The sequence below is a fragment of the Bradyrhizobium sp. DOA9 genome (genome assembly GCF_000617845.2).
Taxonomy (GTDB): Bacteria; Pseudomonadota; Alphaproteobacteria; order Rhizobiales; family Xanthobacteraceae; genus Bradyrhizobium.
In genome coordinates, this window is the sequence record NZ_DF820425.1 from 4,933,253 (window position 1) to 4,958,370 (window position 25,118).

A 25,118-nucleotide genomic window follows, 5' to 3' on the forward strand; every position below is an offset into this window, starting at 1 on the left:
GGGTGCCGTTAATCCAGGCGCGCCCGAACCGATTCAACTTGATCAATCCAGCCCACGCTCGTGGCTGAGACGCACCATCGCCTGGATGAACACCTGCTTCTGCTTGTCGTCGAGGCTCGAAAACAGCGGCTCGGCGGCATCGGCGACGTTGCGCTGGTCGCCGGCGCGATCGATCAGGAACTGGGCCTCGTTGCGCATCTGCTCGATGATGTCGTCGGGCGGATCGCGCTTGGCGCGCGCAATCCGCAGGTTGAGCCGCTCTGCACCATTATGCCCGAGGTAGTGCATCGCGCTCGAGAAGCCGTACCAGTGCTTCTCCTGATCCGGTGTGAGGTTCAGCTCGCTCTTGATCCGCTCGATGTAGGAATCGCTGTTGGCGACGATCTGCTCGGCGGTCAGCTGCGGCGCACCGGGTTGAGTTAGAACCGTGACTTCCTTGTTGTCCTTGCCCTTGTTGTCCTGCGGCGCGTTCTTCGCCTCCTTGGTCGCCTTGGCGCCCTTGCCCTTGGCGCTCTTGGCATCCTTGTCCTTGTCCTTGTCCTTGGCCCCGCCCGGCTGCTTGGAATCCTTGGCCGCGTCCTTGCCTGCTTCCTTGGGTGGCGGCGCCTGATTGCCGGTGTTGCCGACACCGAGCACACCGGTGAAAACGCCGACCACGCCGCCGATTGCGCCACCGAGCACGCCACCGACCGGACCGGCCGCCTTGTTGCCGGCCGCAGCGCCTTCCTGAACGCCCTTGACCAGACCTTGGGCATTCGCCACCGCGGCGGCCCCGAGCAACAGCGCGAGCACAGACCCCAGCGCCAGGCATCGCCGCAGGTGAAGCCGCGCGGGTGATGCCGGTTTGATCATTCTCGTCTCCATCATCGATCTGGTCTATCGGCGGCAGTCAGCCGCCAGGCGCAACTCTATCGTTTCCACAGCTTCAAGGTCCAGACGCGGCCGATTGCTGTCCACGCCCGAAAAGTCTTTCACGCGAAGCGCTTATCCAGGCTCGTGCGGAACTGCGGCGTAAATGCGCACGGAAGCGCTTAGCGCGAAGTGTGCGCCGCAAAACACTGTGCCCCTCGCCTGCATCGCCTCGCTCGCCACACACGTTGCGGCGTTTTGGGGCACAACATTAGTTTTAGACGCGAAGCCGTTCGGCTTTCTCGACAGACGCGATCAATCATGATCTGATCGCGCTACCAATTTGCTGCGACAGGCGTGAATTGCAAACGCAGGCCGACGGCGCCAACAAGAAAATCGACCAACAACAACTCAAGAACAAGAAATTCAAGAAAGAAGTCTCAGAGGAAACTCCAACAACAACACCCAAGCGAGGAAACGAGATGTCACGCAAGAAACTGACGCGACGTCAATTTGTGGCTGCCACTGCAATGTCCTCCGCGGCGCTGATCACAGCGCCCTATGTCCGGGGCGCCTACGCCGCCGGCAAGCTCTCGATCGGCTTCTGGGACCATTGGGTGCCAGGCGCCAACAAGGCCTCGACCGAGATCGTCAACGAATGGGCGGCGAAGGAGAAGGTCGAAGTCACGATCGACTACATCCCCAGCCAGGGCAACAAGAACCTGCTCACCATTGCCGCCGAAGCGCAGGCAAAGTCGGGCCATGATATTTTCGCCATGCCAACGTGGTGGGCCCACGCCAATGCCGACCAGTTGGAGAACGTCAGCGACATCATGGGGCCGATCATCGCCGAGAATGGCGAGGTGAACGGCACGGCCAAGTATCTGGGCACGGCCGGGAGCAAATGGCTTGGAGTTCCGGCCTCCGTCGGCAGCCAGATCAAGGGTCCCTGCTCCCGCATCGATTTGATGAAGAAGCATGCCGGCATCGATGTGCAGGCGATGTATCCGGTCGGTTCTGAGCCAAAAGCTGATAACTGGACGCTCGAAACATTCCTGAAGGCTGCCGAAGCCTGTCACAAGGCCGGCGTCCCGTTCGGCATCGGCCTCGGCGAGACCACCGACAACGTCGATACGGCGGGCGCGATCTTCCTGTCGTTCGGCGCCCAGCTCGTTGACGCCAAGGGCAATCTCACCGTCAAGACCGATGCGGTTCGTCAGGCCCTCGAATTCTACAAGAAGCTCATCAGCTTCCTGCCGCCCGACGCCGCAGCCTGGGATGACGCATCCAACAATAAATGGCTGGTCTCCGGCAGGGGTGCGATGATCATGAACCCGCCGAGCGCCTGGGCCGTCGCCAAACGCGACGCGCCGCAGGTTGCGGAGCAATGCTGGACCCACGGCTTCCCGGCCGGACCCAAGGGGCGTTTTGCCCCCTACCTGCCGTACTTCTGGAGCATCTGGAATTTCTCCAAGAACAAGGACGCGGCGAAGAGCCTCCTGGTCCAGCTCTCGAAGCCGGCGTCCATCGAAAAAATGGTGGTCGCAAGCGGCGGCTACGATCTACCGGCCTACGAGAAGCTGACGACGTTGAAGGTGTGGCAGGAGGAAGGGCCGCCGAAGGGTACGCTCTATCACTATCCCAACCCCTACAAGCATCAGACGCTGTCGATTGCAGCCTCCCCCGCGCCGCCGAAGATTGCACAGCAAATCTACGCGCAGGCCACGCTGACCAAGATGTGTTTGCGCTACCATCAAGGTGAAGCGATGGAAAAGACGCTTGCCTGGGCCGAAGGCGAGTGTGAAGGCTTCATGCGGAGCTGAGACGGCCAAGGTGTCGCCGCAAGCGTCTAGTCGTCTTGCGGCGACACCTCGCCTTGGCACGAGCCGCGAGCAGCTCGGCTCTCGCTCAGACATCGAGCTCTTTGTACCAAACCGCGCGAGGAAAATGCATCATGGCGGATGTGGCATTGCGGCCGGACGGGATTGGCACCGCGCAACCGGCGCGAAAACGCTCCGGCTTGCAAAAGGCGCTCAAGCGCAGATCGACCGCGGCGTTCCTGATGACGCTACCGCTGATCATCCTCATCGCGCTTCTGGTGATTTATCCCGCGTTCTATTCGCTTCACCTGGCGACCCTCAACAAGTCGATGCAGAAATTCGTCGGCCTCGGCAATTTTGAGTTTTTGTTCAGGCGAGACACGTTCTGGCTGGTCGTCAAGCAATCCTGCATCTTTGCCATCACCGCCGTGGTCTTCAAGGCGCTGATCGGGTTCATCGTCGCGCATTTCGTCCACAACATTCCGGCCAAGGGCCAGCGCAAATGGCGCGGCATGCTGCTGGTCCCATGGGTGATCCCACCCGCCATGAGCACGCTGGCATGGCTCTGGCTGTTCGATCCCTCCTACAGTGCATTCAACTATACGCTGTCGTTCTTCGGGATAGGCCCGATCCCGTGGACCGGCGACGCAGCCTGGGCGCGCTTTTCGGTCATTCTGGTCAATGTCTGGTACGGCGCGCCGTTCTTCATGATCATGTATCTGGCGGCTCTGAAATCGGTGCCCGACCAGCTCTATGAAGCGGCAGCGATCGATGGCGCCAATTGGTGGCAGCGGATCTGGTACGTGACTCTGCCGATGATGCGCAACATCATCGCGATCACGACGCTGTTCTCGCTGATCGTCACCTTCGCCAATTTCGACATCGTGCGAATCCTGACCGCCGGCGGCCCGCTCGACCACACCCACATCTTTGCCACCTGGGCGTTCCGGATCGGCATCGAGGGAAGCGACATTCCGCTCGGTGCCAGCGTCTCCCTGTTCATGGTGCCAATCCTGGCGGTCGCAGCGATCTTCATCCTGCGGGACGTCAACAAGCGCGGGAATGAAGCCTGATGAGCTCAGTCACGATCGACAAGGCCGCGCCGACACGCACGGTCAAATATGGCAGCATGAGCCGCGACCGCAAATGGGCGCTGAGATGGTCGTATTTCTTCCTGACGCTGTTTGCGATCTTCTCGCTGCTGCCGCCCATCTACATGCTGATCACCTCGCTCAAGAGCAGCGCCGAAATCTCGGCAGCGACCAATCCCTGGTGGGTCTTTCACCCGACCCTCGAGAACTATGTCGGCCTGCTGACGTCGAACCAGTTCCTGCGCTTCTTCTGGAATTCGGCGCTGGTGTCGATTTTCGTGGTCACCATCACGATGCTGATCAGCGTGCCCGCGGCGTTCGCCCTGGCCCGGATGCGGTTCTGGGGTTCGGCCACGCTGGCGACCGGCGTGTTCCTGACCTACCTCATTCCAGACAGCCTGTTATTCATTCCACTGTTCAAGGTGTTCGCATTATTCGGCGACTGGACCGGCATCCAGCTCATCAACCGCTGGTATGTGCTGCTCTTCATCTATCCGACGCTGACGGTCCCGTTCTGCACCTGGATCATGATCGGCTATTTCGCCTCCATCCCCAAGGAGCTCGACGAAGCCGCCATCATCGATGGAGCGTCCTGGTTCCAGACTCTGACCCGGATCTTCATTCCGGTCGCGCTGCCCGGGCTGATCGCCGCGACCATCTTCGCCTTCACCGTGTCCTGGGCGCAATTCCTCTATCCGCTCGTGTTCACGACCTCGACGGACCAGCTCGTTCTGCCGGTCGGCATCATCACGACGCTGATCAAGGGCGACGTCTTCAACTGGGGACAGATCATGACCGGCGCGCTGCTCGGTGCCGCGCCGCCGCTGATCATCTACGCGTTCCTGATGGACTACTACATTGCCGGCCTGACCGCCGGCGCGACAAAGGGTTGATGACGAGGAGCTGAAGTTCGATGGCTGACGTTGCTTTGCGGAAGGTAGTCAAGCGTTACGACGATGTCGAAGCCGTGCGCGGCATCGACCTCGACATCGCCGACCATGAGTTCATCGTGCTGGTCGGCCCCTCCGGCTGCGGCAAGTCGACCACGCTGCGCATGATCGCGGGCCTCGAGGACATCAGCGACGGCGACATCATGATCGGGGGCGACATCGTCAACGACGTGCCGCCGAAGGACCGCGACATCGCGATGGTATTTCAGAACTACGCGCTGTACCCGCACATGACGGTCGCCGAGAACATGTCGTTCGGGCTGCGCCTGAAGCACTATCCCAAGGCCGAGATCAAGGCGCGGGTGACCGAAGCCGCCCGCCTGCTCGACATCACCGACCTGATCGACCGCAAGCCGAAGCAGCTCTCCGGCGGCCAGCGCCAGCGCGTCGCCATGGGCCGCGCCATCGTGCGCAATCCCAAGGTCTTCCTGTTCGACGAGCCGCTGTCCAATCTCGACGCCAAGCTCCGCGTCCAGATGCGGATCGAGATCAAGAAGGTGCATCAGAAGGTGCGCACCACCACGGTCTACGTCACCCACGACCAGGTCGAGGCGATGACGCTGGCCGATCGCGTCGTCGTCATGAACAAGGGCAGGATCGAGCAGATCGGCACGCCGAACGAGCTCTATCACAAGCCGGCGACGCGCTTCGTTGCGGGCTTCATCGGCTCGCCCGCGATGAACTTCATCCCGTGCCGGCTCGAGGATGTCGGCGGCACGCTTCAGCTCCGCCTCACCGACCGCATCGCCTTCGCGCTGCCGCCGGCCCGTGCCGCGCGCTACAACGCGCTGCCGCGCACCGACAAGCTGCTGCTCGGCATCCGTCCCGAGCATCTCACCGAGTCGCATGCGCATCTGGGGCCAGGGGTCGAGACCTTCGACGCCGTGCTCGACGTCACCGAGCCGATGGGGATGGAGACGCTGGTCTATTTCGGGCTCGACGGCACGCCGGTCTGCGGCCGCGTCGATCCCAATGCCGGCGCCAAGGACGGGGCACCCATGCGCCTGGCGATGGACCTCAACAACATGCACCTGCTAAATGAGGAGACCGGGGCCGTGCTGTGACGCCGCCTCAATAAGCGCAGGCAGGGGAGCAATGGCGACCAACAAGAAGAAGATTTTCGTTACGCAAACCTTGTCTCAAGGGGCACGCGCCCTCCTCACCCAGCGCGACGATATCGAGCTCGTCGAGTTTCCGAACCTGATCTCGGCGAAGGATTTCGAGGCCTTGTTGAAGAGCCATGCGCCGGTCCATGGCGTGGCGCTGGGTGCCACCGCTTTCGGCGAGACCGAGCTCGAGGCCGCCCGCGACATGAAGGTGGTGACCCGCATCGGCGTCGGCTACGATGCCGTCGACGTGCCCGCCCTCTCCCGCCGCAAGGTGCCGCTGATGGTCGCCGGCAGCGCCAACTCGCCCTCGGTTGCGGAGGCGGCGCTGTTCATGATGCTGACGCTGGCCAAGCGCGCGCAGGAGCTGCATTCCTGCGTCAAGGAAGGCACCTGGGCCGACCGGCTCGGCATGCTGCCGTTCGACCTCTACGGCAAGACCGTGCTGATCGTCGGCTTCGGCCGCATCGGCAGCCGCACCGCCAAACGCTGTCTGGCCTTCGAGATGAAGGTGCAAGTCTACGATCCCTACAAGGACGCCGCCGACATCAAGGCCGCCGGATGCGAGCCGGTCACCGACCTCGACGCCGCGCTGCCTCACGCCGACTTCGTCACCATCCACTGCCCGAAGACGCCGGAGACGGTCGGCCTGTTCGATTCTGGCAGGATCGTCCGCATGAAGGATAGGTCCTACCTCATCAACACCGCGCGCGGCGGCATCGTGAAGGAAGCGGCGCTCCATGACGCGCTGACGTCCGGAAAGCTCGCCGGCGCCGGCATCGACGTGTTCGAGGTGGAGCCGCCGCCGGTCAGCAACGCGCTGTTTGCGCTGCCCAACGTCATCATGGCCCCGCACGTCGCCGGCGTCACGGTCGAGGCGGTGAGCCGCATGAGCGAGCAGACCGCGCGCAATATCCTGAGCGTGCTGGACGGCGATCCTATCAGGCAGAACGTCATCAACCAGGACGTGCTCAGCTGAGCGAGCGGTGAGCGGGCGGCCCATCCCGCCCGCCTTCGGGGCGCCAGAAAGCGTCCCATTTTGGTGCAGATCGGGCCCCAACTCAGCCTTAATCAAACGCGCGTAATGGGCTTGAAACGCGGCGGCGGTGGGACAGACTGGCCGGCGCGGCGAGCTGGAGGATGGACCCTTGTCAGAGATCGACCCGACCGACCACGCGCTGGCGACCATCGCCAGCATCCTGGAGCACCCCGAGCCGGTTCTCGTCGTTCGCCAGACCGAGACCGAAATCGTGGTCGCCGGAGAGCGTGAGCACGTGGACTCCGACGAGCATCAGGTCGTGGATGAATATGCGGCGATCGAAGAGCATCCGTCAGCCGAAGAGCATCATCCCGTGGTCGAGGAGCAGCCGCTCGCGCCCGAGCACACCGATGCCGACGGCTACAGCAAGGTTGGTCCGGGACCCATGGTGGCGATCCGTCTGAAATGGACGGTCCATCGCGGCGATGACGGCCAGTACTACGTCCACGAGACCATCGGCGAGCAGTCCGCGCCTGTGATCAGCGGCCCGATGACGAGCGAGGCCGCGGTGCGTTTCGTCGACACCCAGCAAGACGAGGCGAACAGGCGCTTCGAGCTATTGCGCAGCGAAATCGCCGGCCGCAGTTCGCTCGCCGACTACGAGCGCAAGGGCGAAGCCTAGGCTTCACTTCCTTCCCAAAAAGTCCTTCTTCACCAGCTCGACGCCGGCGTGCCGCAGCAGGTCGTAGGCCGTGGTGACGTGGAAGAAGAATTGCGGGACGCTGAACGTCAGCAGCAGCGTCCGCCCTGTGAACGGCAGCTCGGTGCCGTTCTTCAATCTGAAGAAGACATTGCGTTCTGCCGCCGCATCGATCTCGGCGCGCGGCAGGCTCTCGATGAACTCGATGGACGTTGCGATGCGCGCCTGCAGCCCGGCCATGTCGTGCTCCAGCGCCGGCAGCGCCACTGGCTCGCACTGCGCCAGCAGGGCCGGCGCGACCGTGGCATGGCGGCAGGCTTCGCCCACCTGCTGGGCGAGGTCATACATGTTCGGCGCAAGGCGCATCCCGAGCAGCACCGCCGGATTGAACTTGCGGGCCTCGGCGTAAGCGACGCCCTTGTCGAGCAGCACGGACAGATTGCGCAGATAAGGCACGAAGAGGCTAACCGAGGCCTCGTATAGCGAAATCGTCACCCCAAGCTTCCTTTCAATTCTGCCTCGCCAGCGACGGGCATCTGGTCTAAATCCAGGTCAGGAGAGCTGTACAATGACAGCTCGGGCCTGGGTGGAAAAGAGATGACCGTTCGAGTTTTGGCGGCTTTGGCCGTGGCGCTGCTGATGAACCTTTCGGCCCATGCCCAGCAGGCGGCGCCCTCGCGTCTCGACGAGATCATGAAGCGCGGCAGCTTGCGCGTCGGCATGACCGGCGACTACAAGCCGTTCACCTATCTCGACAAGACCACGCAGCAATTCTCTGGCTTCGATGTCGACATGGCGGAGGCGCTCGGCAAGGCGCTCGGGGTCAAGGTCGAATTCGTAGCCACGGCCTGGCCGAAGCTGATGAGGGATTTCGAAGCGGATCAGTTCGATATCGCCATGGGCGGCGTGTCGGTGACGCTCGATCGCCAGAGGAAAGGCCTGTTCTCCACACCGATCATGCGCGAGGGCAAGACGCCGATCGCGCGCTGCGCCGACGTCGGCAAGTACCAGACGCTGCCAGACATCGACAAGAAAGGCACCCGAATCATCGTCAATCCCGGCGGCACCAACGAACGTTTCGCCCGCGCCAACATCAAGGAGGCCGAGATCACCGTGTTCCCCGACAACACCGTGATCTTCGACGAGATCGCCAAGGGCAATGCCGACCTGATGATGACGGACGCCTCCGAGACGCGCTACCAGCAGAAGCAGCACGCCGGCGTGCTCTGCGCGGTGCATCCGGAAAAGCCGTTCGATTTTTCGGAGAAGGCCTATTGGCTCCAGCGCGACATGGCGCTCAAGGCCTTCGTCGACCAATGGCTGCACATTGCGATGGAAGACGGCACCTACAAGAAAATCTACGCGGCGTGGTTTGACTGACATGCGAAGGGAATTGACGGTCGCAATCGCGCTCGGGATCGGCGGGGTCGACAGTGCGCTCGCGCAGACGACGTTCACACCCGCGACCGGGCCGACCTGCAAGGACGAGTCGACAGAGGAGCTCGGTCTGTGGACATGCCCGGGGCCGGCCGGCTACGTGATCCGCTTTGCCGACGAGGGCAACATCGTATCGCTCACGATCGCGCCTCGGCGCGAGATCGAGAAGGTGTCCGGGCCGACCGCGCAATGGCGCGGTGCCGGCAAGTCGTTCGGCGGGAAGGTGCAATGGATCATGCGTGCCGGCGTCCCAAGGGCTGCGGTGATCCGCACCTGGCGAACGGTCGGCGAGGATGAGAAGGAGCTCCAGGAGCTCTCCGTGTTCGCGGTCAATGGCAAGAATGCCTGCCTCGTGGATTCGGTCGATATCCATACCGACAAGGCGAACGATGCGGCGCTGGCCCGCGCCCAACGGGCGGCCAGCGAGGGATGTCCGCAGAAGTAGACGTCACCGTCCAACTCTGGACCGAGTTCGGCGTTATTGAACCAAGGTCCGTACGAGCACGACACATACCGAGAACAGTGATCTAGATCACTTTTTGCAAGCGAGCCGGCGCGTAAGCGTCGGTGCGGGGACCACCTGTTCAGGAGACGGAAATGAGGAAGCTGTTGGCCACGGCCGCATTCCTTTTGGCGAGCACCGCCGCGCAGGCGCAATACACCTTCGAATATGGCGGGCGCACCATCCGCATCGATCCGGACCGCGGCACGGTGCAGATCCCGGGCGTCTACGACAACACTGGCCAGGGCAAGCAGAAGAAGGCCAAGAAGAACGAGACGGCGCCGCAGCAGGCCACGGTCGACCCGCAAGCGCCGCCTGCTCCGGCTCCGGCCCCCGCGCCTGCTGCGCCGCCCGCAGCCGTGCAAGCGCCCGCGGCTGTGCAAGCGCCCGCGGCTGCCGCAGTCGCGCCACCGGCTGCCGCCGTCGCTCCGCCACCTGCACCGCCGCCAGCAGCTCCTCCGCCGGCGACGACCGCCGCCACCACGCCGGCCCAAACGGCCGTTGCGCCGCCGCCCGCACCGCCTCCGGCCCCCGTTCCGGTCGAGCAGCAAGCCGCGCCCGCCGGTGCGCCGGCGCCCGCCCCGACCGTGGCTGCCGCCCCGCCGGCTCCACCTCCGCCACCCGCTCCGGCTCCCGCTCGCGTCCAGGCGGCCGCAGTGCCACCTGCTCCGTTGACTGCGCCCACCCGCGATCTCAGCTCGCCGGTCGGCGTCTGGCTCACCGAAGAGAAGGAAGGCAAGGTCCGCATCGAGCAATGCGGCACCAACCTCTGCGGCTATTCGGTCGACAGCAAGTCGAACCAGAACGGCGAGCAGGTGCTGATCAACATGAAGCCCGGCAAGGACCAGAAATGGTCCGGCCGCATCCTCGACCCCAACTCGGGCTCGACCTACGATTCGACCATCGCAATGAAGGGCACCGACCGGCTGCGCGTGCAGGGCTGCGCCTTCGGCGGCATGTTCTGCGGCGGCCAGACCTGGACGCGGGTGAACTGAGATCCGCCTGATCGTTCTTACGCAGACAAGGGGCCCGCGATGCGGGCCCCTTTGCTTTTTGCGCCCCGCCGTGCCGACGTGCGCAGGCTCACACAGCCTCCTGTGCACGTGACAGCCCTCACATCGCCGGTTCCGCACGCGTGTCACGGTCCCCGCATGGTCAACCACAGGGGCGTGTCATGAACGCGTTTCGCAAGGCTCTATTCGCCACCGCCGTCGTCATCGCTGTCCCGCTCGCGCAGGCCGACGCTGCGACAAGCACGTTCGATGGCGCGTGGAACGTCCGCATCGCTTCATCAAGCCAGGCCTGCGGCAACGGCGCGACTGTCGCGATCGGCATCAATAATGGTCAGATCGCCTCGAGCAGCACCGCCGTGACGGCGTCGGGCCGCGTCGCCGATGCCGGCAACATCAAGGTCACCCTGAGCACCGGCATCAAGCGTGCCGTCGGCTTCGGCCGGCTCAGCGGCGCGTCCGGCTCCGGCACCTGGCGCGGCGCGATGTGCACGGGCACGTGGACGGCGGAGAAGATGTAAGTGCCGTGTCCTGGACAAGCAGCAACGCGGAGCGTTGCTGCGCAGAGCCGGGACCCAGTGCTCTCAGTGGTGCGAAGACTCTGGGCCCCCGGGGGCACGCGAACTAACCCACCGCCGCCCCGTACTCCGCGTCTGTCACCGGCTCCAGCCAGGTCGAGTAGACGCCGTCGAGCGCTTCCTGCATGGCGATGTGGCACATGCCGTTGCTCGGTGACGCCCCGTGCCAGTGCACTTCACCCGGCGGAATCCAGACGGTGTCGCCGGGACGGATTTCCTGGACCGGGCCGCCCTTGGTCTGGACGCGGCCAACGCCCGAGATCACGTAGAGCGTCTGCCCGAGCGGATGATGGTGCCAGTTGGTGCGTGCGCCCGGCTCGAATGCGACACGCGAGACGTTCAGCCGCGCGGGCGCCGGGGCCATGTTGATGGGGTCCTGCCACACGGTGCCGGTGAAGTGTTCCTTCGGCGCCTGGCGGGTCGGCCGCGTGCCGGCGAGCGTGATGTCCATGAGGGTCCTCGTTTCCTTGTCCGTTACTTCTTGCTGGCGGCGTAGCGCGCCTTGGTCTCGGCGTTCATGGGATAGAGGCCCGGCAGCACCGCGCCGTTGTTCACCTCACCCACGATCCAGGCTTCCATCCGCTCCTGCTCGACGCCCTCATTGAGGACGTGGTCGAGCATCGCCTGCGGGATCAGCACGCAGCCGTCCTGGTCGGCGACCACGATGTCGTTCGGGAAGACGGCAACGCCGCCGCAGCCGATCGGCTCGCCCCAGCCGACGAAAGTGAGGCCCGCAACCGACGGCGGCGCGGCATAGCCGTCGCACCACACCGGCAGATTGGTGCCGAGCACGCCCTCGACGTCACGCACGACGCCGTCGGTGACGAGCGCGGTGACGCCGCGCTTGACCATGCGCGCGCAAAGGATGTCGCCGAAGATGCCGGCATCTTTGATGCCCATGGCATCGACCACGGCGATGCAGCCCTCCGGCATCGCCTCGATCGCGGTGCGGGTCGAGATCGGTGACGACCAGGATTCCGGCGTCGCCAGATCCTCGCGCGCCGGCACGAAGCGCAGCGTGAAGGCCGGTCCCACCAGCCGCGGCAGGCCGGGCCGCAGCGGACGCGCGCCCCGCATCCACACATTGCGCAGGCCCTTCTTCAGCAGGACCGTGGTGATGGTGGCGGTGGTGATGCCGGCGAGGGTCTTGCGGGCTTCGGGGGATAGCGACATGGACGAGAACGAGCTCCGGGGTGCGGGAAAGAACGCGCGCATCTTGCGAGCCGAGCGGTTTCCGTCAAGGGCAAAGAGGCTGGCAATTACGCAGGGCCGCCGGGCTGTTATGCGATGCGATAACAAGGGTTTATCGTGCGCCCTTGGATTAATTTATTGGACTTGCGGGCACATTTACGCGAAGCAGGGACACGCGGAACTCAAGGTCGAGCCCGCATTCCGAGAAGCCCGATACCGACAGCGCAACCGACAGCTCAATGGCCGCGACGCTTCCCCCGCCCCGCCTTCTGCCCAGTGGCGACAGTGCCGTCACGGTCGAGTTCAGCCGCACCATCGACGACGATGCCAACCAGCGCGTGCTGGCGCTCGACAAGGCGCTTGCCGCTGCGCCCATCGACGGCATCACCGAGACCGTGCCGACCTATCGCTCGCTGCTGATCCACTACGATCCCGGCAAGATCGGCTTCGATGCGCTGGGCGAAAAGATCCTCCCGATCGCCACCCGGCCGCTGCCGCCGGTCACCAAAGCGCGCCGCTGGCGCGTTCCCGTCGCCTATGGCGGTGAGCACGGCATCGATCTCGAGGACGTCGCCAAGACGCTGGGCACCACGCCGGATGACATCGTCATCAGGCATTCGGGCGGCGACTACAAGGTTGCCATGATCGGCTTCACGCCGGGTTGGTCCTATCTCAGCGGCCTCGACAAATTCCTGCACATGTCGCGGCGGCAATCGCCGCGGCTGCTGACGCCATCAGGCACGATCTCGATCGGTGGCATCCAGGCCGGCATCCAGTGCCTGGCCGCCCCGAGCGGCTGGCACCTGCTCGGCCGCACCCCGGTGCGGACCTATCAGCTCCACCGCAATCCGACCTTTCTCACCGAGCCCGGTGACCGCGTCACGTTCTACGCCATCGACCACAAGACGTTCGAGGACATGGACCGCGCCGCGGAAGCCGGCGAGATCGTCGCCGAGCAGGTGGACGCATGAGCCGGCTCGTCGTTGCCAGCATCGGCCCTGCCAGCTCGGTCCAGGACGGCGGCCGCCACGGCGCGCAGCGCTACGGCCTGACGGTGAGCGGGGCGATGGACCGGCTGTCGCTTGCGGCTGCGAACACGCTGGTCGGAAACGAGCCGTTCGCGGCCGCGATCGAGATCGGCCCGTTCGGCGCCTCCTTCACCGCCCGCGACGGCGCCGTGCGCGTGGCGATATCGGGCGCGCCGCGCAATGCGGACATCGCCGGCAGCCCGGTCGCGATGGACAGCTCGGTGACGCTGAAAGACGGCCAGACGCTGACGCTCGGCTTTGCCCGCGGCGGCGCCTTCACGTATCTGGCGATCGAAGGCGCCATCAAGGGCGAACAGGTGTTCGGCAGTCTCGCCGTGAACGCGCGCGCCGGCCTCGGCAGCCCCTACCCGCGCCCACTCCAGGCCGGTGACGAGTTCACTGTCGATGCCGCCAGCGGTGCCGAGGAGCTGCGTATCGAGCTGCCGAAGCCGGCGACAGGTCCGATCCGCGTGCTGCTCGGACCGCAGGACGACGAGTTCGACGACGCCAACAAGGCGCTGTTCCTGGATAGCGGGTGGAAGATCTCGGCGACCTCCGACCGCATGGGCTACCGGCTCGAGGGCCCCGCGATCAAGCATCTGCACGGCCACAACATCGTCTCCGACGGCACGGTGAACGGCAGCATCCAGGTTCCCGGCAACGGCGCGCCGATCGCGCTGATGATGGATCGCGGCACCTCCGGCGGCTATCCGAAGATCGCAACGGTGATCACGGCCGACATCGGCCGCCTCGCCCAGACCTCGGCAGGAACCGCGTTTCGCTTCAAGGCGGTCAGCATGGCCGAAGCGCAGGACGAGGCGCGCAAGTTCGCGCAAACGATCCGCAGCCTGCCCGATCGCCTGCGCTCCTCCGACACCGTCACGCTCAACATCGAGGCGCTCAGCGATGCTAATGTGGCGGGCTATGCGGTCAGCGCAGTCGATTCCGGGACCTGGCAGGTCACGGCGGAGCCGTAAGCGACAACAAGACCAGAGGCGGAGAGCAACCCATGACAACAGTCGATCTAAATTGCGACCTCGGCGAAGGTTTTGGCGCCTGGGAGATGGGCAACGACGCCGCGATGATTGAGCTCGCAAGCTCGGTCAACGTCGCCTGCGGCTTCCATGCCGGTGATCCCGACATCATGCGCCGGACGGTGGAGCTGGCGAAAGCGCGCGGCGTCTCGGTCGGCGCGCATCCCGGCTATCGCGACCTGCACGGCTTCGGCCGGCATCCGATCGCGGGGCTCAAGGCCTCCGAGATCGAGAATCTCGTCGCCTACCAGATCGGCGCGCTGCAGGCGATCGCGACCGCGGCCGGCCACAAGGTCACCCATGTGAAGGCGCATGGCGCGCTCTCCAACGTCGCCTGCGAGGACGACATGACGGCGAAGGCGATCGCCGCCGGCATCAAGGCGGTCGATCCCGGCCTGATCTTCGTCGTGCTCGCCAATTCCAAGCTGGTGAAGGCCGGCGAAGCGGCCAACCTGCCGATGGTGCACGAGGTGTTCGCCGACCGCGCCTATGAGGACGACGGCAACCTCGTGTCACGCAAGAAGCCGGGCGCGGTGCTGCACGACGCCAAGACGATCGCCGATCGCGTGGTGCGCATGGTGCAGGAGGGCGCGGTGGTGTCGGTCACAGGCAAGGTCATCAAGATGCGCACGGATACGGTCTGCATCCACGGCGACACGCCCGGCGCGGTCGAGATCGCGCGGACGTTGCGTCAGGCGTTGAAGGCTGCGGGGATTGAAGTGGCGCCGTTCAAGCGCGGGGCGTGAGGCACGACAGCTGCCGTAGGGTGGGCAAAGCGAAGCGTGCCCACCGGATTGATCTTATGTCGAGAGATGGTGGGCACGGCGCAAGCGCGCCTTTGCCCACCCTACGAGACCTTCAAAACGGATGCACCGACAGCGTCCCGAACACGATCGCCGCGATCACCGCAAACGCGCTGTACATCGCAACGTGGTGCATGCTCGCCCCGGTCCGGCGCGAGAGCGAGCGCGCGTAGAAGTGCAGCCTGGCTTCCGCCGATAGTTCGCGCATGGTCGATCTCCAACGCCCCATTTGCGGGAGTATGAAGGATCAACCAGGGCGGGAGGCAAGATGGTGGCGGAAATAGCGATGCGCCTTCTCCGACCGCGCCACATCGGAGATGCAAATTCTCTGCAGATGCTGGTTCCGAGAATCTTATTCGTTCAAATCCGAGCCAGTTGGAACCGGCTCGGGCCACAGCGGGCTCAATACACGTCAGCCTGGAAGCGGCCGGTCTTCTTGAGCTCGGCAACGAAGCTGACGGCCTCATCCGTCGAGCGGGCTCCGAACTGCGCGACGATGTCGACCAGCGCGCGCTCGACGTCCTTGGCCATGCGCTTGGCATCGCCGCAGATGTAGAGATGCGCACCCTCGGCGAGCCACGTCCACACTTCGCGACCGACCTCGCGCATGCGGTCCTGCACGTAGAACTTCTTCTCGCCGTCGCGCGACCAGGCCAGCGACAGGCGCGTCAGAAGTCCCGAGGTCTTCATGGCGTTGAGCTCGTCCTGATAGAAGAAGTCGCAATCGCTGCGCTGATGGCCGAAGAACAGCCAGTTCTTGCCGGGCGCGCCGGTCGCCTTGCGGTCGAACAGGAAGGCGCGGAACGGCGCGATGCCGGTGCCGGGGCCGATCATGATGATCGGCGTCTTCGGGTCTTGCGGCAGGCCGAAATTGTGCGCCTTCTGCACATAGACCTTGAGCTTCTCTCCCTCCTTGATCCGCTCGCCGAGAAAGGTCGAGGCGACGCCGAGCCGCTTGCGCTTGCCGATGACGTAGCGCACGGAGTCCACGGTCAGCGACAGCTTTCCCGGCGTCGCATTGTGCGAGGACGAGATCGAGTAGAGCCGCGGCTGCAGCGGCTCCAGCGCCTCGACGAAGGCTTCGGGATGCGGCCGCGTGCCGGAAAACTTCTGCAGCGCCGCCATCACGTCGAGGGTCGCCGAATCGCCATCGGGATCCTCGCCCTGCGCCAGCGCCCGCGCCTTCTCGCGCGCCGCGCCGCCGGTGATGAAGGAGATCAGCTCGAACAGCGTATCGGGGGCCGGCGACAGCGAGACGTCGTCGATCAGCACCTCGCGCAGCGTCTTGCCGTTGACCTTGGTCGTGTGGGAGGCGCCGAGCAGCGCGATGATCTGGTCGGCGAGGCCGATATCATTGCGCGGGAAGACGCCAAAACTGTCTCCAACGACATAGTCGAGCTTGCTCTCGGAGAGATCGAACTCGATGTGATAGGTCTCCTTCTCCGAGTTGCCCTTGTTGAGAAGACGGCGCGACAGGAACGTCGCTTGAATCGGATTGTCGCGCGAACGGCCGGGCTCTGCGATCGTCACGGTCACGGCCGGCGCGGCCACCGCGTCCGTTTTCTCGGGAGCTTTGGCCGCGGGCGCCTTGTCGAGCTCCTCGTACAGCGACTTCAGCATCCGCGCGGTTTCCTTGCCGCCGGGGACGCAGAGATTGAGCCGCGCCTCGCTGCGGCTCGCGATCGCCTCCGAATAATCGTGGCAATTGTAGCCGCACTGGCCGCAATCCTGCTGCGCCATCGCCGCCATCATCTTGCGGCGGACGGGACGGCCTTCCGCGAGCTTCATGCGGTCGGCGATCGGCATGGTCTGATCGTGCCATGGCGCTTCGCCGTCGTCGCCGTCGCCGGCCTGCATCACCGCGGCGCCCTGCTCCGCCGACAGCGGCGTTGCGACGTCGGGCGAGAGCAGTCCGGCAAAGAAGCCGTTCAGCCAGGAGCGCTGCGCATCCGAGAACGGGGCGCTGGCGGGAATGATGTCGAGTTTCGGTGGAGGCGTGATCTGGTTCATGCGGACACCTGTGCATCGGCAAGCTTGCGCAGCGTCTCGCCATCGTGGCGGCGCGCAAAGGCGAGGAAGGTTTCATCGGGTGAGGCGCGGTGGGCGAGATAGGCCTTGAGCAGCGCCTCGACCGTCTTCGGCGCGTCCTCGGCCTTGAGGTCGTGATAGACCTCCTGCCCGACATCGGCATCGGGGCCGAACCCGCCGCCGGTGAAGAGGTGATAGCCCTCGACCGTGTCCTCCTCGTTCACGGGCACGCGCGCCCCGATCAAGCCGATGTCGCTGATGTAGTGCTGCGCGCAGGAATGATGGCAGCCGGTCAGATGGATGTTGACCGGCTTGTCCATGGCGACGCGCGGCTCGCACCAGTCGCCGATCTCGGCGGCATTGCGCTTGGTGTTGGACGCTGCGAAGCGGCAGCCGGCATTGCCGGTGCAGGCGATCAGGCCGGCACGGATGTGGGAGGCCTCGACCGCGAGCCCGATCTGCTTGATCGCGGCAACGGCAAGCTCGACATTCGCGTCGCGCACGCCCGAGATCAGAAGGTTCTGCCAGACCGTCAGGCGGATCTCGCCGTCACCGAGATCGCGCGCGACCTTGGCGAGGCCCCGCATCTGATCGGAGCTGAGCTTGCCGAGCGTCAGCGATACGCCGATCCAGTTGAGGCCGTCCTGCTTCTGCTTGTGCACGCCGATATGGGCCATGCGATCCGCGGCAGGCCGCGGCGCGAACGCCTCTTCCGGCACCCGCGCGAAAGGCGTCTTCAGCCGCTCCTCGACCAGCTTGAGGAAGCCGTCGTGGCCCATCGCGTCGAGCACGTATTTCAGCCGCGCCTTGTTGCGGTTGGTGCGATCGCCATGGTCGATGAAGACGCGCACGATAGCGTCGGCGACGGCGGTTGCCTGCTCCGGCTTGACGATGATGCCGGAATATTTCGCAAAATCCTTGTGGCCGGTGATGCCGCCGAGGCCGAGCCGGAACCAGACGCCGGGCTCGACGCCGAAGCCGTCCTTCACCTCGTATGCGGTGAAGGCGATGTCGTTGGTCTCTTCCAGCACGGCGATCTTGCCGGCGCCGTCGAAGGCGACGTTGAACTTGCGCGGCAGGCCGTAGAGCGAGCGGTCGTTGAGGATGTGGTAGTGCCACTCGCGCGCATAGGGCCGCGTGTCGATGATCTCCTGCGGATCGATGCCCGCGGTCGGCGTTCCCGTCACGTTGCGGATGTTGTCGGCACCGGAGCCGCGCGAGCACAGGCCGAGATCCTGGATGCCCTCGATCATTCTAATCGCGTGCTTCGGCGGGATCTCGCGCAGCTGCAGATTGGCGCGCGTGGTGACGTGGCTGTAGGGGCCGCAGAGCTCGTCGGCGAGCTCGGCAAGGCCCGACAGCTGCCAATGCTTCATGATGCCGTTAGGGATGCGCAGGCGGCACATGTAGGAGTCCTGCGTCGGCGCGACATAGAAGATTCCGTAATAGCGCCAGCGGAAATTGTCCGCCGGGCTCGGCGGGGTGTTGTCGAGGGCCTGCTGGCGCAGCCGCGGATAGGCGTCGAAGGGGTGCTCGTCGCGCTTGAACTTCTCCTGGTCGGCGAGCTTCTTGCCCGACGCGATCACCTTGTCCTGCGCCTTGATATGCACGGCGTCGGGACCGGTTGGCTCGGCATTCGCCTTGCCGCCGCCGCCAAGGCCGCGGCCGACGCGGCTGATCTGCAGGCCGGTCGTGAAGCCTTCGAGATAGCGTTTCTGCTCGTCGGTAAAGTCGACTGAGACGGTATCGATTTTCATGGTCGGTAACGAAGCTCCTGCGGCCACCTCGGTGGCATCGACGGAAAATTGCGCGACCCGTGGGAACTCAGCTGGCTCTGACGCCTGCTTCGCTACCCGACGGTCCGATCAGCTTCGTTGCTGTGGGACTTGGCTCAGCAGGCACCTATGACAAGCTGGCCGCAGTGCAATATTCAAGTTGCGTGCCAGCCTGACGGAAATCGAAAATCTTGAATTTTCAGATAGTTAAAACAAGGGGGAGCGGATCCCGCCGGGGAACTTTCCCGAAATTCATGCAGTGCGCTCAAACATTAGCCAAACAGCCGGCATGCTCAAAAACGGAGCAGCTCCGAACTCAGGCCTTCCAGCGCCCGACCCCGAAGGCCTCGAGATGCCCGCGGATATTGGCGGGGTCGAAGGTCGGGCCGACGAAGGCGCCGAACGCTGCGGGAGCCTCGGTCGGCGCCCTGTTGCCGAGCGCCGCGTCGTAGAGATCGGGCCTGAACACCGCCATCGCCGTCTTGACGCCGTCAGGGGTCAGCGCCGTCTGGCCCCAGCGCACCATCTGCGCATAGAGCCAGGCGGCTTGGACCGGATCGGGCCGTCCTGCCCCTTCGCGTCCGACCAAAAGGTAGCGGCTGCTTTCGCGGAAGGTGCCATCGGGCGAGATCTTCAGGCGCCCCGTCAGGGTGCGTTGGATGACCTCGGCATCGACGCCGATCCGTTCCGGTTGCGCCAGGATCTCAGCTGCCTCGGTCCGGTTCTCGGGATGCTCGATGAACTCGGCGGCCTTTACGGCGGCCCGCACCAGGGCTGCGACCACATCAGGGTTCTTATCGGCCCAGGTCTGCCGGACCGCCAGCACCTTTTCCGCCGCACGGACCAGGATGTCGGAGACGAAATGCAGGATGTGGCCGATGCCGAGATCGACCGCGACCGAGTTCCAGGGCGCGCCGACGCAGAACGCATCGACATGGCCGTTCTTGAGACTGTCGACCATATAGGGCGGCGGCAGCACCACGAGGCGCACGTCCTCGTCGGGATCGACGCCCGCCGCCGCCATCCAGAACCGCAATTGATAATTGTGGGTGGAGAACGGGAAGGTCATGCCGAAGGTGAGCGGCTCGGCCCCTGCCTTGCGCCTGACGGCAACGACCTTCGCCAGCGCTTTCGCCGTCGCCATCGGGTCGAAGCGATCGCCGTCGATCTGCTCCATCAGCGCGGCATGGAGCGCCGGCGACACCGTGATGGCGTTGCCGTTGATGCCGAGATTGAAGGGCGCGGCGATCGGCACCTTGACGTGACCGAGCCCGAGCGAGGACGCGATCGCCACCGGCGCAAGCAGATGCGCGGCATCGAACAGGCCGATATTGAGCTTGTCGCGGACGTTGGACCAGGAGACCTCGCGCACCAGCTCGACGTCGAGCCCCTCGGCGGCGGCAAAGCCCTTGTCGACCGCGACGATCAGCGCGGCGGCGTCGACCAGCGGAATGAACCCGATGCGGAGGGGAACGGTCATTTCAGCATCTCCGACGCGGTGATGATCGACTGGGCGATCTCGCCGATTTTCTTCTTCTCGCGCATCGCGGTGGAGCGCAGCAGCACATAGGCCTCGTCCTCGGTCAGGCCCTTCACCTTCATCAGGATGCCCTTGGCGCGCTCGATGACCTTGCGGTCCTCGAGCTGCGACTTGGTACGCTCCAGCTCCTCCTGAAGCTTGGCGAAGGCATTGAAGCGGGACACGCACAGGTCGAGGATCGGCTTGATGCGCTCCTTCTTCAGCCCGTCGACGATATAGGCCGACACCCCCGCCTCGACCGAGGCCTGGATCGAGGCTGAATCGCTCTGGTCGACGAACATCGCGACCGGCCGCTTCACCGCGCGGCTGACCTGGAACATCGCCTCCAGCACGTCGCGGCTGGGGTTTTCGAGATCGATTACGATGATGTCGGGGTCAGCCGCATAAATACGGGCCAAGAGGCTCTGCATCTCGCTGATATGGACGACCTGGGTAAACCCGGCCTCGCGCAATCCCTCCTCCAGGATCGCGGCCCGGATCGGGCTTTCGTCGACGATCACGATTTTGGGCGACTGTTCGGCGCTCATGGCTCACTCACGGCAGCTGATTCATCCATAGCACGCCGGATCGCCCTGCAAAGGGTTGTAATTATGGGCAATTGGAACTAGCTCAGGCCGGTCAATCGGGCAGATCGGATATGGATCAGACGGCTGCGCCCAAGCTCAGCTTCGTGTCGCTCGTGCGCGTGTGAGGGAACGAATGTAAACTTTCGGTGCCGCCCACTGTGCCCGACGGCAGCTGATCTGAGCTTACGCTCTCAGGGAATCTTCGCGCCAAGGATCATCTTGTCGAGAAGCGGCAGGGCCGCCAGCACCGTCGCCTCTTTGCGCCCGGAGACCGCCAGCCGCACGACGTAGGAATTGCCGTCGCTGTCGACATCGGCGTAATGGGCGATCACTTCGATCGGCTGGTCCTTCAGGGACGGATTGTCGTAGCGGTTGATGATGACCTTTGGGTTGACCGAGGGAAGCGTGCTGATCTTGGCATTCTTGCCGGATGTCGTTGCCCATTCCCTATCGCTCGTTGCAACCCATCGACCCAATTCGGTCCCGTCCTTGTTGTAGCGGCCTTCGGCATAGATGATTGCCTCTGCGTTACCGAAGGTCTTCCCCTTGGGCACGAACATCGAGGCGCCGTATTTGAGGCTCGCGGCCTCGTCCCTGGTCCACCCATCGGGTGCCGTCACGCGTGGCCTGAATTCCGGACACATTCGTTGTTGCCGATCGCAGACATGGATGATCTTGTCGACTTCAGCTCGCGCCGGGAACATGGCGCCACAAGAAGCGGCAACGAAAGCCAAGCCGAGGATGAAACGGCGCATCGTGGTCAAGCTCCGTGAAATCAAGCAACGCGCGAGGACTGCCTTGGCTTCGCGTCGCATACGTTAGTTGTTGAATTTCGCCATCGGTTCAATTACTTGGATCGCAAATCCAGACAATTCAGATAGGGCCCAGGCGATTACATGGACAGAGCGCCGCGCATTTCATTCACGTCACTCGGCTGCCCCAAGGCCTTGGTGGATTCCGAGCGCATCATCACGCGCCTGCGCGCGGAGGGCTACGAGCTCGCCCGCAAGCATGACGGGGCCGACATCGTCATCGTCAACACCTGCGGCTTCCTCGACAGCGCCAAGCAGGAATCGCTCTCGGCGATCGGCGAGGCCATGGCCGAGAACGGCAAGGTGATCGTGACAGGCTGCATGGGCGCGGAACCGGAAGCGATCGAGCAGGCCTATCCGGGCGTGCTCTCCATCACCGGCCCGCAGCAATATGAGAGCGTGCTCGATGCCGTGCACCGTGCGCTGCCGCCGGCGCACAATCCGCATCTCGACCTGGTGCCGCCACAGGGCATCAAGCTGACGCCGCGGCACTACGCCTATTTGAAGATCTCCGAGGGCTGCAACAATCGCTGCACCTTCTGCATCATTCCGAAGCTGCGCGGCGACCTGGTCTCGCGCCCGGCCGACGACGTGCTGCGCGAGGCCGAGCGGCTGGTCGGCGCCGGCGTCAAGGAGCTGCTGGTGATCTCGCAGGACACCTCGGCCTATGGCGTCGATCTGAAATATGCCGAGAGCCCGTGGAAGGACCGCCAGGTCCGCGCCAAATTTCTCGACCTCGCGCGCGAGCTCGGCGAGTTAGGTGCCTGGGTGCGACTGCAATATGTCTACCCCTACCCGCATGTCGACGAGGTCATCGCGCTGATGAACGAGGGCAAGGTGCTGCCCTATCTCGACATCCCGTTCCAGCATGCGAGCCCGAACGTGCTGAAGGCAATGAAGCGCCCGGCCGCCCAGGACAAGACGCTCGAGCGGATCAAGCGCTGGCGCGAGCAATGTCCCGATCTCGCCTTGCGCTCGACCTTCATCGTCGGCTTCCCCGGCGAGACCGATGCCGACTTCGCCTATCTGCTGGACTGGCTCGAGGAGGCCGAGATCGATCGCCTCGGCTGCTTCAAATACGAGCCGGTTGCGGGTGCGACCGCGAACGCGATCGAGAACCCGGTGCCGGAAGAGATCAAGCAGGAGCGCTACAACGCGCTGATGGCCCGCCAGCAGAAGATCTCGGCGCGCCGGCTGAAGCGCAAGGTCGGCACGCGCCAGCAAATCATCATCGACGAGGTCGGCCCGACCGTTGCGAAGGGCCGCTCCAAGGCCGATGCGCCCGAGATCGACGGCGCGGTCTATCTCTCCAGCCGCCGCCCCTTGCGCGTCGGCGAGATCGTCACCGCCAAGATCGAGCGCGCCGACGCGTACGACCTGCACGGCAGCGTTGCGGGGTTCTGAAGCTCTCCGTCATTGCGAGCGCAGCGAAGCAATCGAGACTGCTTCCGCGGAGGGATTCTGGATTGCTTCGCTGCGCTCGCAATGACGATGTGGAGGCGGCTACGCCAGCCATTTCGGCACCCAGCGCTCCGGCCTTGGCGCGCGGGCGAGGTCGGCTTTCGCCTCGGAGAGCAATGCCGGCTCGCCGTCGATGGTCGGGCGCGCCTCGTATTCGAAGCTCGGCATGACGCGGCCGTCGGCGTAGAGTCCGAACCTCATCGCATACCATAACCCGAGCTCAGGCTGAGCCTTCCACATCTCCTCGCGCAGATCGCGCAGCAGGGATTCGATCGAAGCCGCTTCCTCGAACGGCTGCGGCCCGCGCGTCAGCACGCGCGCCTGATACTGCTTGCCGACGATCGCGACCTCGAAACGCGTCTTGTCCCAGGCATTCTTGCCCTTGGGCAGATGGGCGGCGAGCCGCCAGCCGAGCTCGGCCATCAGGCGATGGTTGGCCCAAAAGTCCTCGCGATCCCGGCTCCATTTTTCCATGAAGCCGCGGAAATCAGGCAGCTCCGATGCGTCCTCGTCCGCTGCAGCGGCCTCGCCGGCCGGCCGTTCCGCGAGCCATTGCGCCAGCTCGACGGTCTGGCACTGGACCTCGTCATGGGGCTTGAGATCGCTCCAGGCCCTGTCGAAAGCTTGCGACGTCAGCTTGGCCAGCAGCCCGTCGAGGCTTGGCGCCAGCAATTCGTAATCGCCCTCGGAGCCCAGCCCGACGATCGGCGGATTGTCGCGGTCGAGGCCGGCGCCATACCAGCCGCCGACGGCCGAGCCGTCCGGCAGGCGCATGAACAACGAAAACCTTTCGCGCAAGGGACTGCCGTCGACGATCGGTGCGGAATCGGAGAACTGGCCTTGCAGCGAGAAGCGGCCGACGCTGCCCCAGGGACGGCCCTCGAGCCAGGCGGCGAAATCGACCAGCAGCGGAGGCGCGTCGATGCCCGGCGGAAATGCGCCGCGAATGCTGTCGAGGTCGATCGGGTAAGGCGTGTCGGACAAGGCTGAAACTGTCTGATTGGTCCCGTCTTGCTTGGTCTGAACCGACGTCAATCCGGTTCGAACCAAATCGCATCCCATGATCACAAACGCGCCAGTGATGCAATGGTTGCTGCACGGCATGACACGGCGAGACGGCCTGCGCACCGCAATATGACACTATAGTGCATTCACGCAGGGGTCACGGACTCGGCCTAACTCTGCCCGCGCTTTCAACGCGAGCGAGGAACGAGGATGAGCCGCCTCTCGGACATGCTGCGCACGCAGCGCTTCGACGATTACCGCTTCTACCACCAGAGCACCGTCAACCAGACGCTGCACCTCTTCAGCGCCGTCATCTTCCTGTTCTGCTACGCGCTGCTGTTCATAGACCCCGCGCTCGCCGGCATCGTCGGCTGGCTTGCTATGCTGACGCGGCAGACCGGGCATTTCTTCTTCGAGCCGAACGGCTACGACGCCGTCAATGGCGTCAGCAACGAGTACAAGGAAGCGATCAAGGTCGGCTACAACCAGACCCGCAAGATCGTGCTGCTGCTGGTCTGGGGCAGCGCGCCGATCGCGCTGTACTTCTATCCGACGCTGTTCGGACTGTTAGACGCGCCGGCCTCCCGCCTCGACTTCATCCGGCACGTCGGCACGCTCTGGCTCGCGATCGGAATCGGCGGCGGGCTGGCACGCATGCTCCAGCTCTTCGTCACGCGCGACGTCACGACCGGCCTGGTATGGGCGTTCAAGGTGCTGACCGACCCGTTCCACAACATTGCGCTGTACTGGAATTCGCCGCTCAAGCTGATGCACGGCGAGCTGATCGACACCGCGATGGCGGAGGCGGATTGGGGCGACGAAGACGCCGAGGAAGCCGCTCACCTGACCTGAC

At 64.5% G+C, this 25,118-nt stretch carries 26 protein-coding genes; 15 read left to right on the top strand and 11 right to left on the bottom strand.

Translation table 11 applies throughout. The annotated features are described in order from the left end of the window. Positions 1–42 precede the first annotated feature (42 nt). Positions 43–852: a Spy/CpxP family protein refolding chaperone gene (locus BDOA9_RS23090; RefSeq protein ID WP_025036336.1), complete on the bottom strand. Its 810-nt coding sequence runs from the start codon at positions 850–852 to the stop codon at positions 43–45. Positions 853–1,331: 479 nt separating this feature from the next. Here BDOA9_RS23090 and BDOA9_RS23095 point away from each other — a divergent pair, with 479 nt between their 5' ends. The 6 genes from BDOA9_RS23095 (at position 1,332) to BDOA9_RS38995 (ending at position 7,477) form a co-directional block, all read left to right on the top strand. Then, positions 1,332–2,672, top strand: a complete 1,341-nt coding sequence (locus BDOA9_RS23095; RefSeq protein ID WP_025036337.1) for an ABC transporter substrate-binding protein — start codon at positions 1,332–1,334, stop codon at positions 2,670–2,672. Positions 2,673–2,803: 131 nt separating this feature from the next. Continuing rightward, the gene (locus BDOA9_RS23100) at positions 2,804–3,742 is read left to right on the top strand and encodes a carbohydrate ABC transporter permease (protein ID WP_025036338.1); all 939 of its coding nucleotides are present in this window, start codon (positions 2,804–2,806) and stop codon (positions 3,740–3,742) included. Further along, positions 3,742–4,653 carry a carbohydrate ABC transporter permease gene (locus BDOA9_RS23105; RefSeq protein ID WP_025036339.1) on the top strand — a complete coding sequence of 304 codons (912 nt, stop codon included), beginning with the start codon at positions 3,742–3,744 and terminating at the stop codon, positions 4,651–4,653. The genes BDOA9_RS23100 and BDOA9_RS23105 overlap by 1 nt, the downstream gene beginning before the upstream one ends. 20 nt (positions 4,654–4,673) lie before the next feature. After that, positions 4,674–5,774, top strand: coding sequence for an ABC transporter ATP-binding protein (locus tag BDOA9_RS23110; RefSeq protein WP_025036340.1), 1,101 nt, complete (start codon positions 4,674–4,676; stop codon positions 5,772–5,774). Between the two features lie 31 nt (positions 5,775–5,805). Next, complete coding sequence (locus BDOA9_RS23115; RefSeq protein WP_025036341.1) at positions 5,806–6,795, top strand: hydroxyacid dehydrogenase; 990 nt, start codon at positions 5,806–5,808, stop codon at positions 6,793–6,795. A gap of 169 nt (positions 6,796–6,964) precedes the next feature. Next, positions 6,965–7,477 (top strand): hypothetical protein, encoded by a 513-nt coding sequence (locus tag BDOA9_RS38995; RefSeq protein ID WP_025036342.1) that lies wholly within the window; start codon positions 6,965–6,967, stop codon positions 7,475–7,477. A gap of 3 nt (positions 7,478–7,480) precedes the next feature. On the opposite strand, the gene BDOA9_RS23125 is transcribed toward BDOA9_RS38995, so the two are convergent. Beyond that, positions 7,481–7,990 (bottom strand): DUF1993 domain-containing protein, encoded by a 510-nt coding sequence (locus BDOA9_RS23125; protein WP_025036343.1) that lies wholly within the window; start codon positions 7,988–7,990, stop codon positions 7,481–7,483. Positions 7,991–8,092: 102 nt separating this feature from the next. On the opposite strand from BDOA9_RS23125, the gene BDOA9_RS23130 reads away from it, so the two are divergent. From BDOA9_RS23130 to BDOA9_RS23145, 4 genes are all read left to right on the top strand, one after another. After that, a complete protein-coding gene (locus BDOA9_RS23130; RefSeq protein WP_025036344.1) occupies positions 8,093–8,875 on the top strand; it encodes a transporter substrate-binding domain-containing protein in 783 nt (260 codons plus the stop codon). 1 nt (position 8,876) lies between these two features. Next, the gene (locus BDOA9_RS23135; protein ID WP_082847865.1) at positions 8,877–9,377 is read left to right on the top strand and encodes a hypothetical protein; all 501 of its coding nucleotides are present in this window, start codon (positions 8,877–8,879) and stop codon (positions 9,375–9,377) included. Positions 9,378–9,529: 152 nt separating this feature from the next. Then, positions 9,530–10,429 carry a DUF2147 domain-containing protein gene (locus tag BDOA9_RS23140; RefSeq protein ID WP_025036346.1) on the top strand — a complete coding sequence of 300 codons (900 nt, stop codon included), beginning with the start codon at positions 9,530–9,532 and terminating at the stop codon, positions 10,427–10,429. Positions 10,430–10,608: 179 nt separating this feature from the next. Further along, positions 10,609–10,965 (top strand): hypothetical protein, encoded by a 357-nt coding sequence (locus BDOA9_RS23145; RefSeq protein WP_025036347.1) that lies wholly within the window; start codon positions 10,609–10,611, stop codon positions 10,963–10,965. A 103-nt stretch (positions 10,966–11,068) separates the two neighbouring features. Here BDOA9_RS23145 and BDOA9_RS23150 read toward each other — a convergent pair whose 3' ends face one another. Together BDOA9_RS23150 and BDOA9_RS23155 are read right to left on the bottom strand one after the other, a co-directional pair. After that, entirely contained in the window at positions 11,069–11,473 is a 405-nt protein-coding gene (locus BDOA9_RS23150) for a (R)-mandelonitrile lyase (RefSeq protein ID WP_025036348.1), read from the bottom strand. 23 nt (positions 11,474–11,496) lie between these two features. Then, complete coding sequence (locus tag BDOA9_RS23155) at positions 11,497–12,195, bottom strand: ribonuclease activity regulator RraA (protein WP_025036349.1); 699 nt, start codon at positions 12,193–12,195, stop codon at positions 11,497–11,499. Between the two features lie 257 nt (positions 12,196–12,452). Between BDOA9_RS23155 and BDOA9_RS23160 the strand changes: the two genes are divergently transcribed. Genes BDOA9_RS23160 through BDOA9_RS23170 form a run of 3 tightly spaced genes read left to right on the top strand, consistent with a single transcriptional unit; the run spans position 12,453 to position 15,021 of the window. Further along, complete coding sequence (locus tag BDOA9_RS23160) at positions 12,453–13,184, top strand: 5-oxoprolinase subunit B family protein (RefSeq protein WP_025036350.1); 732 nt, start codon at positions 12,453–12,455, stop codon at positions 13,182–13,184. Beyond that, positions 13,181–14,218, top strand: a complete 1,038-nt coding sequence (locus BDOA9_RS23165) for a 5-oxoprolinase subunit C family protein (protein ID WP_025036351.1) — start codon at positions 13,181–13,183, stop codon at positions 14,216–14,218. Before BDOA9_RS23160 ends, BDOA9_RS23165 begins: the two co-directional genes overlap by 4 nt. A 32-nt stretch (positions 14,219–14,250) precedes the next feature. Beyond that, on the top strand, positions 14,251–15,021 hold the full coding sequence (locus BDOA9_RS23170; RefSeq protein WP_025036352.1) for a LamB/YcsF family protein: 771 nt from the start codon (positions 14,251–14,253) through the stop codon (positions 15,019–15,021). 112 nt (positions 15,022–15,133) lie between these two features. Here the strand turns inward: BDOA9_RS23170 and BDOA9_RS38135 are convergent, their stop codons facing one another. The 6 genes from BDOA9_RS38135 to BDOA9_RS23200 all read right to left on the bottom strand — a co-directional run bounded on the left by BDOA9_RS38135 (position 15,134) and on the right by BDOA9_RS23200 (position 21,742). Next, positions 15,134–15,286 carry a hypothetical protein gene (locus BDOA9_RS38135; RefSeq protein WP_036028094.1) on the bottom strand — a complete coding sequence of 51 codons (153 nt, stop codon included), beginning with the start codon at positions 15,284–15,286 and terminating at the stop codon, positions 15,134–15,136. A 194-nt stretch (positions 15,287–15,480) separates the two neighbouring features. Further along, positions 15,481–17,088, bottom strand: a complete 1,608-nt coding sequence (locus tag BDOA9_RS23180; protein ID WP_025036353.1) for a sulfite reductase subunit alpha — start codon at positions 17,086–17,088, stop codon at positions 15,481–15,483. Further along, on the bottom strand, positions 17,085–18,863 hold the full coding sequence (locus tag BDOA9_RS23185; RefSeq protein WP_025036354.1) for a NirA family protein: 1,779 nt from the start codon (positions 18,861–18,863) through the stop codon (positions 17,085–17,087). The genes BDOA9_RS23180 and BDOA9_RS23185 overlap by 4 nt, the downstream gene beginning before the upstream one ends. Before the next feature lie 334 nt (positions 18,864–19,197). Further along, positions 19,198–20,361, bottom strand: a complete 1,164-nt coding sequence (locus BDOA9_RS23190; protein WP_025036355.1) for a CmpA/NrtA family ABC transporter substrate-binding protein — start codon at positions 20,359–20,361, stop codon at positions 19,198–19,200. Further along, positions 20,358–20,948 (bottom strand): ANTAR domain-containing response regulator, encoded by a 591-nt coding sequence (locus BDOA9_RS23195; RefSeq protein WP_025036356.1) that lies wholly within the window; start codon positions 20,946–20,948, stop codon positions 20,358–20,360. The genes BDOA9_RS23190 and BDOA9_RS23195 overlap by 4 nt, the downstream gene beginning before the upstream one ends. Before the next feature lie 230 nt (positions 20,949–21,178). Further along, positions 21,179–21,742 (bottom strand): hypothetical protein, encoded by a 564-nt coding sequence (locus BDOA9_RS23200; protein WP_025036357.1) that lies wholly within the window; start codon positions 21,740–21,742, stop codon positions 21,179–21,181. A gap of 141 nt (positions 21,743–21,883) precedes the next feature. On the opposite strand from BDOA9_RS23200, the gene rimO reads away from it, so the two are divergent. Beyond that, positions 21,884–23,203, top strand: coding sequence for a 30S ribosomal protein S12 methylthiotransferase RimO (gene rimO, locus BDOA9_RS23205; RefSeq protein ID WP_025036358.1), 1,320 nt, complete (start codon positions 21,884–21,886; stop codon positions 23,201–23,203). A gap of 99 nt (positions 23,204–23,302) precedes the next feature. Here rimO and BDOA9_RS23210 read toward each other — a convergent pair whose 3' ends face one another. Continuing rightward, entirely contained in the window at positions 23,303–24,244 is a 942-nt protein-coding gene (locus BDOA9_RS23210; RefSeq protein WP_025036359.1) for a hypothetical protein, read from the bottom strand. Positions 24,245–24,475: 231 nt separating this feature from the next. Here BDOA9_RS23210 and BDOA9_RS23215 point away from each other — a divergent pair, with 231 nt between their 5' ends. Beyond that, positions 24,476–25,117, top strand: coding sequence for a membrane protein (locus BDOA9_RS23215; protein ID WP_025036360.1), 642 nt, complete (start codon positions 24,476–24,478; stop codon positions 25,115–25,117). Position 25,118 lies beyond the last annotated feature (1 nt).

Excerpts from the sequence above, each read along its gene's own strand:
- BDOA9_RS23140 (WP_025036346.1), top strand. The coding sequence starts at position 9,530 with ATGAGGAAGCTGTTGGCCACGGCCGCATTCCTTTTGGCGAGCACCGCC.
- BDOA9_RS23195 (WP_025036356.1), bottom strand. The coding sequence starts at position 20,948 with ATGAGCGCCGAACAGTCGCCCAAAATCGTGATCGTCGACGAAAGCCCG.
- BDOA9_RS23095 (WP_025036337.1), top strand. The coding sequence starts at position 1,332 with ATGTCACGCAAGAAACTGACGCGACGTCAATTTGTGGCTGCCACTGCA.
- BDOA9_RS23110 (WP_025036340.1), top strand. The coding sequence starts at position 4,674 with ATGGCTGACGTTGCTTTGCGGAAGGTAGTCAAGCGTTACGACGATGTC.
- BDOA9_RS23090 (WP_025036336.1), bottom strand. The coding sequence starts at position 852 with ATGATCAAACCGGCATCACCCGCGCGGCTTCACCTGCGGCGATGCCTG.
- rimO (WP_025036358.1), top strand. The coding sequence starts at position 21,884 with ATGGACAGAGCGCCGCGCATTTCATTCACGTCACTCGGCTGCCCCAAG.
- BDOA9_RS23135 (WP_082847865.1), top strand. The coding sequence starts at position 8,877 with ATGCGAAGGGAATTGACGGTCGCAATCGCGCTCGGGATCGGCGGGGTC.
- BDOA9_RS23145 (WP_025036347.1), top strand. The coding sequence starts at position 10,609 with ATGAACGCGTTTCGCAAGGCTCTATTCGCCACCGCCGTCGTCATCGCT.
- BDOA9_RS23165 (WP_025036351.1), top strand. The coding sequence starts at position 13,181 with ATGAGCCGGCTCGTCGTTGCCAGCATCGGCCCTGCCAGCTCGGTCCAG.
- BDOA9_RS23155 (WP_025036349.1), bottom strand. The coding sequence starts at position 12,195 with ATGTCGCTATCCCCCGAAGCCCGCAAGACCCTCGCCGGCATCACCACC.
- BDOA9_RS23105 (WP_025036339.1), top strand. The coding sequence starts at position 3,742 with ATGAGCTCAGTCACGATCGACAAGGCCGCGCCGACACGCACGGTCAAA.
- BDOA9_RS23200 (WP_025036357.1), bottom strand. The coding sequence starts at position 21,742 with ATGCGCCGTTTCATCCTCGGCTTGGCTTTCGTTGCCGCTTCTTGTGGC.
- BDOA9_RS23160 (WP_025036350.1), top strand. The coding sequence starts at position 12,453 with ATGGCCGCGACGCTTCCCCCGCCCCGCCTTCTGCCCAGTGGCGACAGT.
- BDOA9_RS23190 (WP_025036355.1), bottom strand. The coding sequence starts at position 20,361 with ATGACCGTTCCCCTCCGCATCGGGTTCATTCCGCTGGTCGACGCCGCC.
- BDOA9_RS23150 (WP_025036348.1), bottom strand. The coding sequence starts at position 11,473 with ATGGACATCACGCTCGCCGGCACGCGGCCGACCCGCCAGGCGCCGAAG.
- BDOA9_RS23170 (WP_025036352.1), top strand. The coding sequence starts at position 14,251 with ATGACAACAGTCGATCTAAATTGCGACCTCGGCGAAGGTTTTGGCGCC.
- BDOA9_RS23215 (WP_025036360.1), top strand. The coding sequence starts at position 24,476 with ATGAGCCGCCTCTCGGACATGCTGCGCACGCAGCGCTTCGACGATTAC.
- BDOA9_RS23185 (WP_025036354.1), bottom strand. The coding sequence starts at position 18,863 with ATGAAAATCGATACCGTCTCAGTCGACTTTACCGACGAGCAGAAACGC.
- BDOA9_RS23180 (WP_025036353.1), bottom strand. The coding sequence starts at position 17,088 with ATGAACCAGATCACGCCTCCACCGAAACTCGACATCATTCCCGCCAGC.
- BDOA9_RS38135 (WP_036028094.1), bottom strand. The coding sequence starts at position 15,286 with ATGCGCGAACTATCGGCGGAAGCCAGGCTGCACTTCTACGCGCGCTCG.
- BDOA9_RS23100 (WP_025036338.1), top strand. The coding sequence starts at position 2,804 with ATGGCGGATGTGGCATTGCGGCCGGACGGGATTGGCACCGCGCAACCG.
- BDOA9_RS23130 (WP_025036344.1), top strand. The coding sequence starts at position 8,093 with ATGACCGTTCGAGTTTTGGCGGCTTTGGCCGTGGCGCTGCTGATGAAC.
- BDOA9_RS23115 (WP_025036341.1), top strand. The coding sequence starts at position 5,806 with ATGGCGACCAACAAGAAGAAGATTTTCGTTACGCAAACCTTGTCTCAA.